This is a genomic window from Pseudomonas syringae (genome assembly GCF_021606685.1).
GTDB lineage: Bacteria > Pseudomonadota > Gammaproteobacteria > Pseudomonadales > Pseudomonadaceae > Aquipseudomonas > Aquipseudomonas syringae_R.
This window is the reverse complement of record NZ_WKCB01000014.1, coordinates 16195-32513: the sequence shown is the minus strand read 5'-3', so window position 1 is coordinate 32513 and position 16319 is coordinate 16195. Positions and strand designations below refer to the sequence as shown.

Annotated in this window: 18 protein-coding genes; 6 read left to right on the top strand and 12 right to left on the bottom strand. The window is 61.5% G+C overall.

Annotation, left to right across the window (positions count from 1 at the left end; all coding sequences use genetic code 11):
* Window positions 1–5 precede the first annotated feature (5 nt).
* The 5 genes from GIW02_RS08330 to GIW02_RS08310 form a co-directional block, all read right to left on the bottom strand.
* On the bottom strand, window positions 6–2369 hold the full coding sequence (locus tag GIW02_RS08330; RefSeq protein WP_236413222.1) for a TonB-dependent siderophore receptor: 2364 nt from the start codon (window positions 2367–2369) through the stop codon (window positions 6–8).
* Between the two features lie 101 nt (window positions 2370–2470).
* On the bottom strand, window positions 2471–3412 hold the full coding sequence (locus tag GIW02_RS08325) for a FecR domain-containing protein (protein WP_236413224.1): 942 nt from the start codon (window positions 3410–3412) through the stop codon (window positions 2471–2473).
* Entirely contained in the window at window positions 3409–3927 is a 519-nt protein-coding gene (locus GIW02_RS08320) for a sigma-70 family RNA polymerase sigma factor (RefSeq protein ID WP_456361613.1), read from the bottom strand. Before GIW02_RS08320 ends, GIW02_RS08325 begins: the two co-directional genes overlap by 4 nt.
* A 68-nt stretch (window positions 3928–3995) precedes the next feature.
* Entirely contained in the window at window positions 3996–5138 is a 1143-nt protein-coding gene (locus tag GIW02_RS08315; protein ID WP_236413226.1) for a PAS domain-containing sensor histidine kinase, read from the bottom strand.
* A complete protein-coding gene (locus GIW02_RS08310; protein ID WP_236413228.1) occupies window positions 5128–5943 on the bottom strand; it encodes an alpha/beta fold hydrolase in 816 nt (271 codons plus the stop codon). Before GIW02_RS08310 ends, GIW02_RS08315 begins: the two co-directional genes overlap by 11 nt.
* 128 nt (window positions 5944–6071) lie before the next feature.
* On the opposite strand from GIW02_RS08310, the gene GIW02_RS08305 reads away from it, so the two are divergent.
* The gene (locus GIW02_RS08305; RefSeq protein ID WP_236413230.1) at window positions 6072–7277 is read left to right on the top strand and encodes a TPM domain-containing protein; all 1206 of its coding nucleotides are present in this window, start codon (window positions 6072–6074) and stop codon (window positions 7275–7277) included.
* A gap of 107 nt (window positions 7278–7384) precedes the next feature.
* Window positions 7385–7918 (top strand): GNAT family N-acetyltransferase, encoded by a 534-nt coding sequence (locus GIW02_RS08300; RefSeq protein WP_236413239.1) that lies wholly within the window; start codon window positions 7385–7387, stop codon window positions 7916–7918.
* Here the strand turns inward: GIW02_RS08300 and GIW02_RS08295 are convergent.
* The 3 genes from GIW02_RS08295 to GIW02_RS08285 form a co-directional block, all read right to left on the bottom strand.
* Window positions 7905–8330, bottom strand: a complete 426-nt coding sequence (locus GIW02_RS08295; protein ID WP_236413242.1) for a GNAT family N-acetyltransferase — start codon at window positions 8328–8330, stop codon at window positions 7905–7907. The two genes, GIW02_RS08300 and GIW02_RS08295, sit on opposite strands and share 14 nt — an antisense overlap.
* 122 nt (window positions 8331–8452) lie before the next feature.
* The gene (locus GIW02_RS08290; protein ID WP_236413244.1) at window positions 8453–8944 is read right to left on the bottom strand and encodes a GNAT family N-acetyltransferase; all 492 of its coding nucleotides are present in this window, start codon (window positions 8942–8944) and stop codon (window positions 8453–8455) included.
* Window positions 8945–9177: 233 nt separating this feature from the next.
* Window positions 9178–10032 (bottom strand): SDR family oxidoreductase, encoded by an 855-nt coding sequence (locus tag GIW02_RS08285; protein WP_236413246.1) that lies wholly within the window; start codon window positions 10030–10032, stop codon window positions 9178–9180.
* 93 nt (window positions 10033–10125) lie between these two features.
* Here GIW02_RS08285 and GIW02_RS08280 point away from each other — a divergent pair, with 93 nt between their 5' ends.
* The 4 genes from GIW02_RS08280 (at window position 10126) to GIW02_RS08265 (ending at window position 12350) form a co-directional block, all read left to right on the top strand.
* Window positions 10126–10527: a winged helix-turn-helix transcriptional regulator gene (locus GIW02_RS08280; RefSeq protein WP_456361614.1), complete on the top strand. Its 402-nt coding sequence runs from the start codon at window positions 10126–10128 to the stop codon at window positions 10525–10527.
* Between the two features lie 107 nt (window positions 10528–10634).
* A complete protein-coding gene (locus tag GIW02_RS08275) occupies window positions 10635–11069 on the top strand; it encodes a GNAT family N-acetyltransferase (protein WP_236413249.1) in 435 nt (144 codons plus the stop codon).
* Between the two features lie 12 nt (window positions 11070–11081).
* On the top strand, window positions 11082–11549 hold the full coding sequence (locus GIW02_RS08270; RefSeq protein ID WP_236413251.1) for a GNAT family N-acetyltransferase: 468 nt from the start codon (window positions 11082–11084) through the stop codon (window positions 11547–11549).
* 324 nt (window positions 11550–11873) lie between these two features.
* Window positions 11874–12350 carry a DUF488 domain-containing protein gene (locus tag GIW02_RS08265; RefSeq protein WP_236413253.1) on the top strand — a complete coding sequence of 159 codons (477 nt, stop codon included), beginning with the start codon at window positions 11874–11876 and terminating at the stop codon, window positions 12348–12350.
* Here GIW02_RS08265 and GIW02_RS08260 read toward each other — a convergent pair.
* The 4 genes from GIW02_RS08260 to GIW02_RS08245 form a co-directional block, all read right to left on the bottom strand.
* Window positions 12307–13131: a hypothetical protein gene (locus GIW02_RS08260; RefSeq protein ID WP_236413255.1), complete on the bottom strand. Its 825-nt coding sequence runs from the start codon at window positions 13129–13131 to the stop codon at window positions 12307–12309. The two genes, GIW02_RS08265 and GIW02_RS08260, sit on opposite strands and share 44 nt — an antisense overlap.
* A gap of 127 nt (window positions 13132–13258) precedes the next feature.
* The gene (locus GIW02_RS08255) at window positions 13259–14620 is read right to left on the bottom strand and encodes a citrate:proton symporter (RefSeq protein ID WP_236413257.1); all 1362 of its coding nucleotides are present in this window, start codon (window positions 14618–14620) and stop codon (window positions 13259–13261) included.
* Window positions 14621–14699: 79 nt separating this feature from the next.
* On the bottom strand, window positions 14700–15404 hold the full coding sequence (locus tag GIW02_RS08250) for an RraA family protein (protein WP_236413259.1): 705 nt from the start codon (window positions 15402–15404) through the stop codon (window positions 14700–14702).
* Window positions 15405–15412: 8 nt separating this feature from the next.
* Entirely contained in the window at window positions 15413–16279 is an 867-nt protein-coding gene (locus GIW02_RS08245) for a DUF1932 domain-containing protein (RefSeq protein ID WP_236413261.1), read from the bottom strand.
* Between the last annotated feature and the right edge of the window lie 40 nt (window positions 16280–16319).

Below are 16319 nucleotides of genomic sequence, written 5' to 3'. Positions count from 1 at the left end.
CGGGTTTACCAGCGATAGGTGACCGAGCCCAACACGCTGCGTTCATCGCCGTAACGGCAGGTGGTGTTGCAGTACAGGTACCGTCTGTCGAACAGGTTTTGTGCCTTGGCCTGTAGCTGCCAATGCGTATCCACGTCGTAGCTGACCAGGGCATCGACCAGGGTGTACGCGGGCACTTTGCCTTCGTACACGCTCGGCGTTGTGCGGGTGGTGCCGGTATACCGCGCGCCAGCGCCGATGCGCAGTTTCTCCAGGCCCAGGCTGGCCAGGCGGTAGCTGGCCCACACACTGGCGCTGTGATACGGAATGCCCTCGATGCGTTTGCCGATATTGCTCACGGTCTGGTCTTCCAGCACATGGGTGTCGGTGTAGGCGTAACCGACGTTCAGTTGCAGGTTGTCGGTGAGGCTGCTCTTGGCCTCCAGCTCCAGGCCTTTGGTGCGGGTCTTGCCGTATTGCACGTAGGTATTGGTGAGGCTGTCCAGGCTCAACGAGTTGTCCTGGTCCAGTCGGAAGACGGCGGCGCTGAGCAAGGTCTCGCTGCCCGGCGGCTGGTAGCGCAGGCCGACTTCGTACTGTTCACCTTCCAGCGGCGCAAAGGCATTGCCGAACGCCGGGTTGCTGACGCTGGCCGGTTGGAACGACTGGCTGTAACTCACGTACGGTGCCAGGCCGTTGTCGGCCAGGTACACCAGGCCGATGCGGCCGGTGGCTTTTTTGTCGCTACGGGTGGCACGCGCGTCAGTGGCGAAGGTGGTGGTGACGCTGTCGGCCCAGTCCTGGCGGCCACCGAGCAGCAGCACCCATTTTTCGTCGAAGGTGATCTGGTCTTGCAGGTAGACACCTGCCTGGGCGCTGTGCAGGTCCGAACCACTCTCGGGCGCCGTATTGACGCCGACGCCGGTGTACTGCGGGTCGGCCAGGTTCAAGGGCGGCGCCAATTGCGCGGCAGTTGCGCTGATATGGCGGTGGGAGTCGTAGGTCTTGTGGTAATAGTCCACGCCCACCAGCAACTCATGGCGCCAGGCGCCGCTGTCGAAGGTGTAGCTGAGGTTGTTGTCGCTGGTCCAGCCCGTGGAGCGTTCCTGGCGGTCGCTGTAGCGGCGGCTCAACTGCGTGCCGGAAATGGCCACCGGGATCAGGTAGCTCCAATCGGTATTGGCCTGGAAGTAGCGCAGGCTGTGGTTGACTTTCAACTGATCGCTGAACTGGTGCTCGAACAGATACCCGAGGGTGTCCATGCGATTGTTGAAATGGTCATAGCCCGGCTCGCCGACAAACTGGTCGCGGCCGATCTTGTAGCCCGGCGTAGCGCTATAGGTGCTCATGCGGTAGCTCATGGGCGGCGAAAAGCCGGTGTAGGTTTCCTGGTGGCTGGCCAGCACGGTCAGCGAGGTGTCGTCATCGGGTTTCCAGGTAATGGCCGGGGCGATGTAGCGGCGGTCGTCGTCAACGTGGTCGACCTGGGTGTCGCTGTCGCGCCACAGGCCGGTCAGCCGATAGCTGAACTGGCCCTGGTCATCCAGTGGGCCACCGAGGTCGAGGGTGTATTGGCGGCGGTCGTAGTTGCCCACTTCCACGCCCACTTCGTGCAGTGGCGTGGCCGTGGGGCGTTTGCTCACGGTGTTGATCATGCCGCCCGGCGACAGTTGCCCGTACAGCACCGAGGATGCCCCCTTGAGCACTTCGACACGCTCCAGGCCATACGCTTCGACGCTGCCGTCGTAGGGGTTGGATTGCAGTTTCATGCCATCGCGCAAAATGCCCCCGGTGCCAGCACCCACGTTGAAGCCGCGCAGTGTGTAGTCGTCTGCCGTGCGGCTGAAGCTGTTGGGCTGGCTGCTGAACCCAGGGGTGTATTTAAGCGAGTCCGACAAGTTATCGCTCTTGCGCTCATCCAGTTCGGCACGGGTAACGACGGAAATCGACTGGGGGATTTTTACCAGCTCCGTGCGCGTCTTGGTGCCGGCACTGGAACGCTGGGCAATGTAGCGCTGGTTGTCGTCATCGGCGAGGGTGCTTGAACGGCCATCAATGTTGATCGCGTCCAGGGTCACGCTGTCGCCGCTGGCCGGTTGCACGCTGAGTGCGCCGCTGGCAGTGACGCGTGCGCGCAACCCGGTGTTTTGCAATGCCTGGTTGACGGCGTCGGCGGCGCTCAAATGGCCGACTACGGCATGGGCCTGGCGACCCTCGACATCCGCGGGAATAAACAGCACCTGGCGTCCGCTGGCCTGGCCGATCTTGATCAGCGTTGTGGCCAGTGAGCCGGTGGGCAGGTCGAAGTCCTGCGCAGGCTCGGCAGCCAGGGCGGCGCAACTGATCAGGCAGCCGCCGATCAGCAGCGGGAAGAGTGTGTTGGGGTGCATGGCATGGGCTCGTAAGGACGCTAGAGGGGGCGCGTTTTGCGCGTTTCTGCTAGGTCTGTAACCTGAGCGGGTGGATTTTTCAGGGGGGCGTGAAAATATTTTCAAACCTGGTCGATGCGCGTCCAGATCCCCAGGTACGAGACCACCTGTAGCGGCAGCACATCCTTGAGCGCAGCCAGGGCCTGACGGCTGTCATCCAGGCTGAAGACCCCGGAGATGCGCAGCGCGGCGGCACGCGTCGAAATCTGCAGCAGGCCCGGGTGGTAAGGCCTGAGGTGCTCGATCACCTGGCCCAGCGGCTGGTCGTGAACCTCCAGCAGCCCGTGGGCCCAGGCGCGTTCATCGATATAGCCCCGGGCGATCGGCTGCCAGGCGTGGCCATCGAAGCTCAACCCCTGACCGGCGGATACCCGCTGCCGGGTGCCCGGCGCGCGCACTTCCAACTCACCTTCCAAGGCCCACAATTGGGCCTTGCCGGCTTGCACGCTGAGCATGCAACGGCCGCCATCGAGCCAGGCTTCGCCCCAAGGGCATTGCAGCACGAACGGGCGCGTCGGGTCGTTGTGCACCTGGGCCAGCGCCGCCCCGCGCAGTAGCTGAACGGTGCGTTGGTGCGGGTTGAAATCCAGGTCCACCGCACTCTGGGCATTGAGCAACAAAGACGAGCCGTCTTCCAACGTGAAGCGCCTGCGTTCGGCCGTAGCCGTGTGCAGGTCAGCCCCCCAGCGCCCATGCAAGGGGCCGCCTCGCAGGGTCAGCAAGGGCGTGCCCACGGCGACGGCCCCCACGGCCAGGGCGCCGCGCAACAGGCGCCGGCGGCTATGGTTGACGGCATTGAGCGCCTGGCGCGAACCCTGCTGCCGCACAAGCGGCGTGAGGGTGCGGCCCAGTTGACGGGTGAGGGTCTGCCAGGCGTCCTGATGGCTCGGATCTGCCTTCAGCCATTGCTCGAACTGCGCTTGGGAGGGGCCGTCAAACGTCCCCGAGCCTTGGCGCGCATACCACTCGATGGCCTGCGCCACCGCCGTCGGCAGGCCGCTCACGGCTGGGCCAGGTAGCAAGCGGTCAGGCCCTGCACCACGTATTGGTGCACGCGGGTGACCGACACGCCCAGTTCGCGGGCGATGCAGGCGTAGGTCCTGCCATCGAGCTGGCTATACAGGAATGCCGCCCGGGCTTTGGAAGAGAGTCGGTCGAGCAGGCGGTCGATTTCCATCAACGCTTCGATCACCAGCCAGTGCTCCTGTGGCGATGGCGCCACGGCCTCGGGCATGTGTGCCAGTACCTCCAGATAGGCGCGCTCGATGTCGTTGCGCCGCCAGCGCGCGAAGATCAACCGTTTGCCGATGGTGCTGAGCAACGCGCGGGGTTCCCGAATGGCCTGCGGGTCAGGCATGGCCACGACCTGAGCGAAGGTTTCCGCTGCCAGGTCGGCGGCGTCTTCACGGCACCCCAGGCGCAACCGCAGCCGCTCCACCAACCACGGGTGATGGTCACCAAACAGGCGGTGCAAGGCGTCATTGCGCGAGGGCGGAAGGGAAGAAGGACTGAACAACACGGTTGACGCCACCTTGTGAATGACAACTATTCTCAATGGTGGCGTTATTGAGAATTTATTGCAAGATCTTACGCCGGCAAGAAGCGCACGCTGAACGTGGTGCCGTCTTGCGCGGTGGACTGCACCGCTACATCCCCGCCATGCACCCTGGCCAGCTCCCGCACGATATACAGGCCAAGCCCCACGCTGCGCACGTCGCTGCCCTGGTCGGTGCCGCGGGTCATGGGTTCGAACAGCCCGGCCAGCAACGCCTCGGGAATTGCCGCGCCGTGGTTGTGCACCGCCACCTCGCAATGGCCGTCGCCCAGGCGTGAGGTAATGGTGATTGGCCGTTCCAGGTCGCCATAGGCCACGCTGTTGGCCACCAGGTTGCCGATGATCTGCTGCACCCGGTCGGCATCCAGGCAGGCATCGCCCTGGCCTTGGGTGTGATGCACGAGGCTTGCCTTGGGGAAGGCCACGCGCAGTTCCTCCACCGCGCGCTGAATCACCTCATGCAACACCAGCGGCGCCGCCTTGATGGAAATGCCCTGGCCGACCCGGGCCTGGGTGAAGTCCAGCAGGTCGGCGATCATGCGTTGGGCGCGCTCGGACGATTGGCCGATATGGCCCAGCAGTTGGCGTTCTTTGGCCGTGCGCTCGCCGCGCGCGAGAAAATCGGTCGCCATGCGGATCGCGGTAAGCGGGTTTTTCAGGTCATGGCTGACAATCGCCACCATCTGCTCGGCGAACAGCGCGCGGCGTTGGGCGATGGCATAGGCCTCGTTGAGTTCGGCCTGGGCCTGTTTCAGCGCCTGTTCGGTGGCGGTTTTTTCCTGCAGCAGGGCTTCGGCCAGGTTGCGTGCATTGAGCAGCTCGCGCTCGTACTTGTCGCGGTCGGTGGTGCCAAACAGCGCCAGGTCGTACACCGTGTCGTCGGCTTGCTCGCGCCGGTGGCCGTTGAGCAGCACGGTCAGCGTGTGCCCGTCGCGGTGCAGCATGTCCAGTTTGACTTCGCTGACGCTGCCCTGCATGCGCAGCATGGGGGCCAGGTGGGTCTGGTGGAAGATCCGCCCGCCCATGGTCAGCAGGTCCTGGAAGCGCCGGCCGTGCAGCTCTTCAAGGCTCAACCCCAGCCACTCGCTGAAGCGCGCGTTGGCCTGCAGGATCGTGCCGTCCTGGGCGGTGACGGCCAGCGCGCAGGCGGCGCTGTCGAACAGTTCAGCAGGCACGTGGGGCCGCCCAGGGCGCCAGGAAGCTCTGCATCGCCGCCGCGCAGGCCTGCGGCGCACTCATATGCGGGCAATGGCCGACGTTGTCGACCAGGCAATAGGTGCTGTTGGGCAACACGCTGTGCAGGTATTCACCTACGGCCACGGGGGCGATCAGGTCGTCGCTCGATTGCAGGATCAGCACCGGGGTGATCAGGCCGATGACGTCGTCGCGGTTGTCTGCCAGAAAGGTCACCCGCGCAAACTGCTTGGCGATGTCCGGCTCGGTGCGGCAGAAACTGTCGCTGAGGGTTTGGCTCAGCGCCGGTTGCCCCGGCGCGCCCATGATCACCGGCGCCATGGCGCTGGACCAACCGAGGTAGTTGCTGTCGAGGGTGTCGAGCAGGTCGTCGATGTCGCTGCGTTGGAACCCGCCCACGTAGCCGTCGGTGTCGATATAGCGCGGCGACGGGCCGATCATCACGTGGGCGGCGATACGCCCCGGGGCCTGGCGGTCGGTGAGCACGCCGATCATCGCGCTGACCGAGTGGCCCACCAGAATCACCGGGCCCTCGGCATACGCGTCGATGATCTCGTTGAGGTCGTGGGCATAGCCATCCAGCGCGTTGTACTTGGCTTTGTCGAAAGCACTGAGGTCCGAAAGGCCGGCGCCCACCAGGTCGTACAACACCACGCGAAAGCGCTCGGCGAACAGCGGCGCCAGCGCGTTCCACATGGCCTGGTTACAGCCGAACCCGTGGGAAAACACCAGGGTCGAGGTCCCATTGCCCATCACAGTGACGTTGTTGCGGTGACGTAGGTCCATGCGGGTCTCGAAGTTATGGCGTATTGCTATGTGGGGGCAGTTTAGATAGTCAATCGCGCGTGGTCACGCGATATAGAGCAGATAAGGTAAAGTCGGCGCCTTCAGGAAGAAACTTCAGGTAACAAAGCATGATGGTGATTTTGCGGCAATCGGTCCTGGGCCTGTGGGTGATGCTGTTCGCCAGCCTGTTCAGCACCGCCCAGGCTGATACCTCGCCCATCGGCGTCGCGCTGGACCAGCGGGTGATCGACCTCACCAACACCCTCGATGCCGACACCACCACTCGTCTGAAAGAGCAACTGGCTGCCCTGGAGCAACGCAAAGGCTCGCAGGTGGCCGTGCTGCTGGTGCCCAGTACTGGCGGCATCAGCATCGAAGACTATGCCAACCAACTGTTCCGCGCCTGGAAGCTTGGGCGCAAGGACGTCAACGACGGCATCCTGCTGGTGGTGGTCAAGGACGACCGCAAGGTGCGCATCGAGGTGGGCTACGGTCTGGAAGGCACGGTCACCGACCTGCTGGCGCACCGCATCATCGAAGAGCACATCACCCCGGCGTTTCGCCAAGGCGACTATGCGGGCGGCGTGGCCCAAGGCGTAAACGACCTGGTGACGCTGGTGGACGGCGGCGACTTGCCCGCAGTGGCCGGCCGCGGCGTCAACCCCCAGGCGATTGCCGTGCTGCTGGCGTTTATCCTCGGTGGTATCGGCGGTGTGCTGATGGCCGCCGGCAAACTGCCGTGGCGCCGGGCGTTGCTGGCTGCGGTGGCCGCCACCGTGCTGCTGGCGATTTACGGCGGCGGCCCGGACTGGCCGATCTACCTGGGGTTGCTGCCGCTGACCCTGCTGATCGGCGGCGCCACCTTCGGCGCATTGTGGTTGGCTCGCGTCGCGTTTTACTGCGTGATGGCGTTGCTGGCCTACATCGTCGGCGTGCTGGTGGTGAACCATTTTGTCGAGGTCAGCTTCGTCCATTGGCTGGCGTGGCCGTTTGGCGGGGCGCTGGTGCTGGCGCTCTATGTGGGGCTGTTTTACCTGATCAAGGAATCGTGGAAGACCAAACCGCGCTTCTTCCTGGTGCGTGCACTGGCGGTGCTGGGGATATACGTGGCGGCGGGCCTGTTGGTGGGGCACGGCTATCAGGGCTGGGTCGTAGCGATCCCGGTAGCGTCCTTTGCGGCGTTTATCATCTTTGTGCAGAGTGTTTCCACGTCCGGCTCTGGGTCGGGTGGCGGTTCCCGCTCCAGTTCCAGCTCCAGCCGTTCCAGCTCCAGCAGCAGTTCGTCGGGCGGCGGCGGTTCCAGTGGCGGCGGCGGGGCTTCCGGGAGTTGGTAACAGCCCCTTTTTTTGAGGCGAGCGAGCTTGCTCGCGTTGGGCTGCGAAGCGGCCCCAAAATAGTTGGGGAGTTAGCCAACGCTATTCTTCTTGAGTACGGAGACTCAATGTCTGCAATCATTATTCGTACCGCTACAGCCCAAGACGCGCTGTGCATCGGCGTGCTGGGCATGCAGGTATTCCTCGACACCTACGCTACCCAAGGTATTCGCCGCTCGATTGCCGACGAGGTGCTGCAAGCCTTTGCCCCGGATACCATCGCTGCGTTGCTGGCTGAGCCAGGCACCTCGCTGATGGTCGCCGAATCCAGCCATCACCTGGTCGGCTTCGCCCAGGTCAAACTCAACGCCCGCCACCCGATGATCGAAGCCTCAAACGTCGCCGAGTTGCAACGCCTGTATGTCCAGGAACGCTTCACTGGCCTGGGCATCGGTTATCAGCTGCTGCAAGCGGCCGAACACCGCGCGGTACTCGGCGGCGCTGCGTTGTTGTGGGCCACGGTGTGGGTGGGCAATGAGCGCGCGCTGGGGTTTTACCCTCGGAGCGGGTATGAGCTGTTGGGCTCGCCGATCCATACCTTCCAAGGCGAAACCCATGGGAATCGGTTGTTTGGTAAAGCGTTGAGCGTCACAACGCCTTAGACAAAAACACGCGGCTGCTGCCTGCAGGCTCACACGGCACCTCGCCAAACCGCACCCACCCATGCTTCTCATAAAACCCCGGCGCTTGGAAACTGAGGGTGTACAGCACCGCGCTGGCACATCCCCGGCGTCGGGCTTCGTCCTCGAAAGCCTGCAGCAACCGACTGCCAAGGCCCGTTCCACGCATCGAATCGGGTACGTGGAACAGGTCAAGAAAGGCCATGCCCAAGGTGGTTTTACCGGTGATGCCGCCGAGGATTTGCTGGGTGTGTGGGTCTTTGATCAACACGTTGAGCGGCAGACGGTCGTTGTAGCCGGTGATGCCTTCGTTGAATGCAGCAAGGCCGCTGCCGAGGATGCGCTCGGCGTCGGGGTTGGCTTGGTTGCTGATTTCAATGTGGGGGTGGGTCATCTTGGTTCCCGGTGGTTTCAGGCGCGCTGCGATCTTCCCATGTCATCGGCCTTGATCTCAAAATCTATCGCCTCGCGGTAAGGCTCGCTGAACTGCATCAGTAATCCTTTACCAAGGGAAAATCAGAGGTCCATCACCATCTCATGCCACGCCATGCCGCCGTGATCCGACGGCGAAGGCTGCACATAGGTGTAGCCCATGCGCGTGTACAAGGGCACATGCTGCTCCTTGCACATCAAATGAATCGTCTGCTTGCCCAGCGCGCGCATGCGCTGCACAAACTCGGTCATCAACAGTTTGGAGTAGCCCTTGCCCTGCTGCGTCGGGTCGACCACGACAGACATGATGACCACATTCGGCGCCTCGGCCGCATGCCCCACCAACTCCTTGAACGCCTCGTCCGACATCACCACCTGGTGGGCGCAGCCGCAGTTGATAAAGCCCACCACCGCGTCATCCGCCTGCAGAATCAAGAAACCCTCTGGGTACTGCGCGATACGCGTGGCGATCTTTTCCAGGGTCGCGGCTTCATCGCCTTCATAGGCGCTGATTTCGATTTCATAGCAGCGCGCGGCGTCGGCGGGCAGGGCGTTGCGGAAGGTGAGGGCGGGCATGGGTATTTCCTGGGGCGTTGAGCGAAAGTCCACATCATAACGGTGTGCCAATACCCTCGCCATCACGGCTTTGGCCGAGTCGAGCACACATCCAAATGTGGGAGCTGTCGAGCCCCAGCGAGGCTGCGAAGGCGCCCCAAATCCGCGCCCCAATCCCGACCGCCCCAAAACCAGAAAACCCGCCAAAGCGGGTTTCCTCACAAATCTTATCCCATCAAGTGGCTAAAACGATCTTAGTGCTCAAGCGCCGCGCTGACGGATTGCGCAATCGGCGTCGTTGGACGGCCCAATAGTCGACTCAGTTGGCGAGAGTCATCAAACAGATCGCCTCCAGCGGCTGCGGCATCAGAATCAGCGAGCAACCCGGCTAAGGCTGCCGGCAGGCCCAATCCAATGAGTACTGCCTGGTATTGCTCTTGTGGAAGATCGTTGTAAACAACGTTCTTCCCGGATTGTTTGGCGACTTCCGTGGCCAGTTCGGCCAACGTGTAACTCTCATCACCTGCCAGCTCGTAGACCTTGCCTGCCTGACCTTCACGGGTCAGTACAGCGGCTGCCGCGTCGGCATAATCTTTTCGCGCTGCGGAGGAGATTCGACCCGCTTGCGCACTGCCCAGAATAGCGCCGTGCTCGACCGCGGGCGGCACGCTGGCGGTGTAGTTCTCGCTGTACCAACCATTACGCAGCAGTACGTAATTCAACCCAGACTCTGCCAACGCCCGTTCGGTATCCCGGTGCTCGACTGCCAGGCCCAGTGTCGATTTGTCTGCGTGCAGCATGCTGGTGTACGCCAGCAGTTGGACGCCCGAAGCTGTGGCCGCCTCAATGACGGCACGATGTTGTGTCGTACGCTGGCCGACTTCGCTTGAAGAAATCAGCAGCAGACGCTGAACACCGACCAACGCGCTACGAAGGGTTTCGGGCTGGTTGTAATCGGCTTGGCGCACGTCAACGCCTTTCGCGCCAAGATCCTGCGCCTTGAGTGGATCGCGCACCAACGCTACGATTTCCTGCGGGTTGACGGTTTTTAGCAGTGTATCAATGACGAGACGGCCCAATTGGCCGGTAGCACCTGTGACGGCAATCATAATCAAGCACCTTTATTCCAGAGAGAGGAGTGATCATCCTAGGGCAGGGACTAACTAATGGTAAGTACGTACAAAAAGGTAAGTGTAATGAGTATCCAAGATTACATCCCTCACCCTTTTTCCGAAAAAGTACGTCGCGGCGAACTCCTGGAAGCTGACTGTCCTTCGAGAGAAGTCCTCAAACACATGACCAGCCGCTGGGGTGTGCTGGTGCTGGTGGTTCTGTTGGGCGGTACACATCGCTTCAGCGAACTGCGTCGGAAAATCGGTGGCGTGAGCGAGAAAATGCTTTCCCAGACCCTCCAGGGGTTGGAAGGCGACGGGCTCGTCAATCGGCTCTCTCGACCGGTTGTTCCACCCTATGTGGAATACACGTTGACGCCACTGGGAAAGGAAGCCGCTGTCAAGGTAGAGGCAATGGTCGACTGGATTGAAGATAACCTTGCCGAGATTATGCAGTTCAAGAAGGAACACTCGGACGCGGAGAAGAGCTGACCTGTGTATCGCTGTCAGAACATTCCGTACTGACCATGCTCGAGCCACCTGAGGCTAGCTTGCCCGCCGCCATCGCGGGCAAGCCCACTCACATAAGGTTATCTGCCATGCCGACGATCCGCGTTATGACAATCCTGGACTACGACGCCATCCTCCACCTCATGCAAACCACCCCCGGCATTTCCCTGCGCGACGCCGACTCGCGCGAGGCTACCGAGCGCTACCTGGCGCGCAACCCGGGGATGAGTTTTGTGGCTGAAGTCGAGGGCCGGTTGATCGCGTGTGTGATGTGCGGCCATGATGGGCGGCGCGGCTATTTGCAACATCTGTTGGTGTTGCCGGAGTATCGCCGTCAGGGCATCGCGCAGGCTTTGGTCGAGCGTTGCCTTGGCGCGCTGGAGCAGTTGGGCATCCACAAATGCCATCTGGATGTGTTCAAGACCAACACCCATGCCGCCCTTTATTGGCAAGGCCAGGGCTGGCAGTTACGTACGGATATCGACCGTTATTCATTCACCCGCGAGGGCAATGAAAACGCCTGAAGGATGGACCCTATGCTAGAGATAAAACGCGCCACACCCGATGACGCCCACGCCGCTTTTGCGATTCGCCGCGAAGCCATTCGCGGCCAATGCATCGGCGCCTACACCGCCGAACAGATGCAGTTGTGGACACGCGGCAACGCCGAGGACGGCTACAGTGCGCTGATGGACAAACCGTTTTACCTAGGCTGGGTCAACGGTGAGCCGGTGGCCACCGGGATGCTCGACCTTGATAACAATGAAGTGGGTGCGCTGTTCGTGCGGCCCGAATTCATCGGACGGGGGTATGGCAAGGCGATGTTGGATCATCTTGAGAGTGTTGCGCGGGAATTGGCGATTGAAGCGGTGGTGCTGGATGCGACGTTGAATGCGGCGGGGTTTTATCGGGAGTGTGGCTACGTGGGGGATGAGCAGGCGGTTTACCATTCACCGTCGGGGTTGGCGTTGGCGTGTATTGCGATGACGAAACAAATTGAATAGGCACTGAGGCAGAGTGTGGGAGGGGGCTTGCTCCCGATACGTTGGCACATTCAACATCTTTGTTCGCTGGCACACCGCTATCGGGGACAAGCCCCCTCCCACATTCTGACCGAGTTCGATCTCAGTGTTTCCTCGGGCGTTAGTCCGCTTAGTTTGTGCTGCCTGAGTTCACCGTCGGTGTTGGAGTTGGCGTGTATTCCAATGACGAAACCCATCTATCCGCTCCGCCCGTCACCCACGAAGCCAGGTGAATAACCGCCGATGTTATAGTCCCGGCGCTTTTTTTAAGTTTTGATCGCGCCGGGAGGCACCAGGAGACTCCGCATGAACCTCTACACCGCAGGCTACGAAGGGTTGTCTATCGACGCATTTATCGCACGGCTCAAGCAGGCCGGAATCGATAAGGTGCTCGATGTGCGTGAATACCCTCTGTCGCGTAAAAAGGGTTTCTCCAAAAATGCTTTTGCCCAATGTCTGGCCGCTGAAGGGATTGCCTATGAGCATAGCCGTCCGCTGGGTTGCCCTAAGCCGATACGCAAGCAGTACAAGGAAGATGGCAACTGGGCGGCGTACGCCCGTGAGTTCCGCGTTTATATTCGTACTCAAGCCAGTGTCTTGAGTGAGCTGGTGTCCAGCGCGGTAGAGCAGCGAGTCTGCATGGTTTGTTACGAAGCAGATGCCAGTTTTTGCCATCGCAGTTTGATCGCTGAAGCTGCCGAGGAAGTCGACCGTTCGCTGGAGACCCAGCACTTGCCGCTCAAAACAGCGCGATTTGTTGGTGGTCTTCAGTCTGTCGCTTAGGTGGGTAGATCAGACTGACAATCAGCCACTGCCCTGGAAAACGATGAATGTTGCCCATCAATAGCATTAAGTCCCTCTCTGGTAACTCGCTTTCCAGCTTGTGGCGAAATGGCGCCTCCCATCCCGGCGTGCCGTGCTTGTGGTGCACATTCCTATACAGTTGGCAGGCTTCCCAATCCACGATCTTGTGGATGTGGGACTTAACTTCGCCGTCCACCAGGCACTCATAGAGGTAGTGAAAGTCGAAGGGCACCTTTTCCAGGCGTTTGATACTTGCACGTTCCTGATCTGCAAAAAGGCTTGGCTGGCGTTGCATGGATTCGAGTTTCTCGATCTCTTCAGGTGTCCATTTTTCTGAGGCGGATTTCTGGATGCGTAACGCGGTTATTCGTAGCGGCTTGATCAAGCCTAGCGTCACGTTGCTGTCGATCCTGGCTTTATCAAGCGCTTCAAAGCTCTCATAAACAGTCAGCTTATCCAGCCAGCCTCGTCGCTCGTGCCAATTATCCCGAGCCGGCACTTTCCTTCCTGGCAAGATGCTATCTACGCCGATCTTGTGGCTCTCTGGCCGGTGATCAGCTGAGTTTTTCTCAATGGTGGCCTCGATCCATTGCCACTTGGAAAATTGTTGAGCCTCGGTGACCAGGCGAAACGGAACGGGGTAAAGCCGTATGAGATTGCCCCATTCATCCATGCCTGCGACGCAGGAGGTTTCAGCATGTTTGGCACTCGGGGAAGGGTAGGTCTTGCATAGAATCAGGATTCGAGCCTTGCGTTTCATAAGTGCCATATCCAAAGGTCTTTTCTGAACTGTATCCAGACATCGGAAAGCTGCCAGACAGACTTGTAACGGCACGTGCAAAAACACCTTCGAACCCTGAGTTATCAAGATAAACAGGGCGGTTTGATCAACCCACCGGCAACTCCCCCGTCACAATCGCGGTAATCAAAAAGATGAAAAACATCGGGATCGACCACTTGAAAAACTCCTTCTGATATTCCCCAAACGTCATCTCCGTGCGGTTCATCAGCAGGAACAACCACGCCACCGTCGGGCTGGCGTAGCGCAGCGCTTGGCCCATGAACGACGCTACGCCGATCTCGGTTGGGCTGATGCCGAACTTGTAGGCGATCGGCGCCACCACGGGCAGGATGCCGAAGTAGTAGGCGTCCACCGGCAGGGCGTAGCAGGCGAGGGCGCCGAGGAAGGCGAAGATCAGCGCGGTGTGGCTGCCCATGGAATCCGGGATCAGGCTGGCCATGTGTTCGGCCACGGCGCCGGCCATGCCGCTGCCGTTGAAGATGCCCAGGAAGCAACCGGCGGCGAGGATGATTGAGGCCACGGCTACGGCATCACCACCGTTGGCGGTGATGCGTTCGCGTTGTTCCACGGCGCTGTAGTTGACCGTCAACGCAATCGCGGTGCCGAGCATGAACACCACCGCGCCGCTGGCCCAGCCGGCGATGAGGATCACCAGCATGCCCAGGGTCAGGGCCAGGTTGAACAGGAACAGGCGCGGGCGCTTGAGTTCCTTGTCATGGTCTTTGATCACATTGACCATCTGCAGGATCTGCGCGGGCGTGACGATGCCGTTTGCACCCTTCACAAAGCCCAGGCGTTTGCGCTCTTTAATGCCCATCAAGTAGGCCATGAAAAACACGTACAGGAACGACACGCCGAGAATCGGCAAGATCGCCACAAACAGCGTATTGACCTCCAGGTTCAACACCGCCGCCGCCCGCGCCAGTGGCCCGCCCCAGGGCAGGCAGTTGCCCAGACCGCACGGCAGGATGATCAGCATGGCGAGGTTGGAGAGCTTCATGCCCATCTGTTTGTACAGCGGCAGGAAGGCGGTGGTGATGATCAGGATGGTGGTGGTGCCGTCGCCGTCCAGGGTCACCACGGCAGAGGTGAAGGCGGTGACCAGGATGATTTTCAGCGGGTCGCCGTTGGCCTTGCGGATCAAGTAGGTGCACAGCGGATCGAACAGCCCGACGTTCATCATCAGGCTGAAATACAGCACGGCGAACAGGATCATCACCGTGGGGTTGACCGTGCCGAGGGAGACCTTGCCGGCCTCGTTCTGCGAGTAGAACAGACCCTCGCGCACCCAGGTCATGATGGTGCCCATCGGCACGCCATTGAGTAGGCACACCAGCACCCCCACGGCCAGCGACACCACGATCAGCCCGGTGAACGGGGAAAGTTTTTGCTTGATGACCAGCAACAGAAATGACGTGATCAACACATAGCCCAGAACTGTCAGCATCTGAACGTCTCCACAATTTTATTTTTATAGTGAGCGCAGCAGGTTGGGGCGCCGTGCGCCCCGGGTACAGCCGTGAACGTTACTGGCCTTCCAGCAGTTCGGTGACCCACGCCGGGGCCAGTGCCGGCAACGGCTGGCCGCTGTCTCGGGCGCGAGTGTAAGCGTCGATCACCTCGCGGCGCTGGTTTTCGTAGGCGCTTTTTTTCTCCGAGGCTTCCAGCACTTCCAGCAGGCGCGCGCGCGGCACCACGGTGACGCCGTCGTAGTCGCCGAACACCAGGTCACCCGGCGCCACCTCGACACCGGCGCAGGTCACGCTGGCGTTGATTTTGCCGGGGCCTTGCTTGCCGGGGCTGCGTTGCATGAAACCCTTGGCGTAGATCGGGATGTCCAGTTGCGCCAACGGCACTTTGTCGCGCACGCAGCCGTCGATGACCATGCCGCTCAAACCCACGGCCTGGGCGGCGCCTGCCATCAAGTCGCCGATATAGGCGCGGCCGGGGTAGGCCTTGCCGGCCACTACCAGCACGTAGCCGGGCTGGCCCTGGTACACGGCGACGTGGATCGGGAAGTTGTCGCCGTCCTCGGTGTCGACGGTGTAGGCGGTGCCGAGCATTACCTTGCTTTCGTCCAGCGGCATCAGGTCGGCGTCCATGCAGCCGTTGCGCGGGATGCCCAGGCTTTGCATGCCGTCGCACAGTTGCGCCGGGCTGAGTTTGCGAAAACGCGCCAGCAGGTCGTCGGGGATCAGGTCGGGCAGGGGGAAGTAGTGTTCAGTGTTCATGGCGGGTCTCACTTGTGGGCAGTCAGGTGGGCGATGGCGCTGCGGTAGTCCAGGTCGCTGCCGCCGGGGCCGAGCAGGCTGGCCCAGTCGGTGGCGGCGAGTTTGTCGAGCTGGCCCTGGGTGGCGCGGGACATGCTGGCGTCAACGCCGGCGGCTTCGAGGGTGGCCACGGCGTCGTCCATTTCGGCGCTGCGGCGCTTGGCGTGGATCAGCGTGCGCGCGGTGAAGGTGTTGGCCAGTTGCTCGACGGTCTTGCCGTTCAGCGAGTCGCCCAGAGACGCCACCAAGGTGTCCAGCACGCCGAATTTTTCCCCGGCCTGGAAGGCTTCCAGCAGCAATTGCGGCAGGCCTTTCATCACTACGCTCTTGAGCATCTTGATCGCGGAGGCGGCGCCAGCCTCGGCGTCGAGCACGCTCAGTTGCATGCCCAACGGCACGAACGCGTGGGCAAATACCGCGGCACCACTGCCGGCCAGCAGCATCGGTACGCGGTGGTTATTGCCAGGCACGGTGCCCATCACCGCAGCGTCGCAAAAGCCTACGCCGGCCGCACGGGGCAGTTGGTCGATGGCCTGTTTGACGCTGGGCGCGGCGGAGTTCATGTCGACGTAGGTTTGCCCCGATACCAGCCACGGCAGGGCCTGTTGCGCAATGCCCAAGGCGCTGCTGGCACTGGTCAGGCATACCACAAAGCGGGCGTTGAGGCAGGCGTTTTTCAGGGAGTCGAAGAGGGTGACGTGCAGTTGCTCGGCGCGTTGGCGGACCACCGGGCTGACGTTGGCGTCGAAGGCGCCGATCCGCAGGTCGCCGCTGGTGCGCAAGCCCTGGCTGAGGTGGTAGGCGGCTTCGCCAAACCCGATGAAGACGATATCCATCCAGTGTTTCCTTCATTGTCTTTGTTATTGATGAAGGAAG

What these genes read in the sequence shown, in the direction of transcription:
- GIW02_RS08330 (WP_236413222.1), bottom strand. Translation starts at nt 2,369, where the DNA reads ATGCACCCCAACACACTCTTCCCGCTGCTGATCGGCGGCTGCCTGATC.
- GIW02_RS08310 (WP_236413228.1), bottom strand. Translation starts at nt 5,943, where the DNA reads ATGGACCTACGTCACCGCAACAACGTCACTGTGATGGGCAATGGGACC.
- GIW02_RS08305 (WP_236413230.1), top strand. Translation starts at nt 6,072, where the DNA reads ATGATGGTGATTTTGCGGCAATCGGTCCTGGGCCTGTGGGTGATGCTG.
- GIW02_RS08300 (WP_236413239.1), top strand. Translation starts at nt 7,385, where the DNA reads ATGTCTGCAATCATTATTCGTACCGCTACAGCCCAAGACGCGCTGTGC.
- GIW02_RS08295 (WP_236413242.1), bottom strand. Translation starts at nt 8,330, where the DNA reads ATGACCCACCCCCACATTGAAATCAGCAACCAAGCCAACCCCGACGCC.
- GIW02_RS08290 (WP_236413244.1), bottom strand. Translation starts at nt 8,944, where the DNA reads ATGCCCGCCCTCACCTTCCGCAACGCCCTGCCCGCCGACGCCGCGCGC.
- GIW02_RS08285 (WP_236413246.1), bottom strand. Translation starts at nt 10,032, where the DNA reads ATGATTGCCGTCACAGGTGCTACCGGCCAATTGGGCCGTCTCGTCATT.
- GIW02_RS08275 (WP_236413249.1), top strand. Translation starts at nt 10,635, where the DNA reads ATGCCGACGATCCGCGTTATGACAATCCTGGACTACGACGCCATCCTC.
- GIW02_RS08270 (WP_236413251.1), top strand. Translation starts at nt 11,082, where the DNA reads ATGCTAGAGATAAAACGCGCCACACCCGATGACGCCCACGCCGCTTTT.
- GIW02_RS08265 (WP_236413253.1), top strand. Translation starts at nt 11,874, where the DNA reads ATGAACCTCTACACCGCAGGCTACGAAGGGTTGTCTATCGACGCATTT.
- GIW02_RS08260 (WP_236413255.1), bottom strand. Translation starts at nt 13,131, where the DNA reads ATGAAACGCAAGGCTCGAATCCTGATTCTATGCAAGACCTACCCTTCC.
- GIW02_RS08255 (WP_236413257.1), bottom strand. Translation starts at nt 14,620, where the DNA reads ATGCTGACAGTTCTGGGCTATGTGTTGATCACGTCATTTCTGTTGCTG.
- GIW02_RS08250 (WP_236413259.1), bottom strand. Translation starts at nt 15,404, where the DNA reads ATGAACACTGAACACTACTTCCCCCTGCCCGACCTGATCCCCGACGAC.
- GIW02_RS08245 (WP_236413261.1), bottom strand. Translation starts at nt 16,279, where the DNA reads ATGGATATCGTCTTCATCGGGTTTGGCGAAGCCGCCTACCACCTCAGC.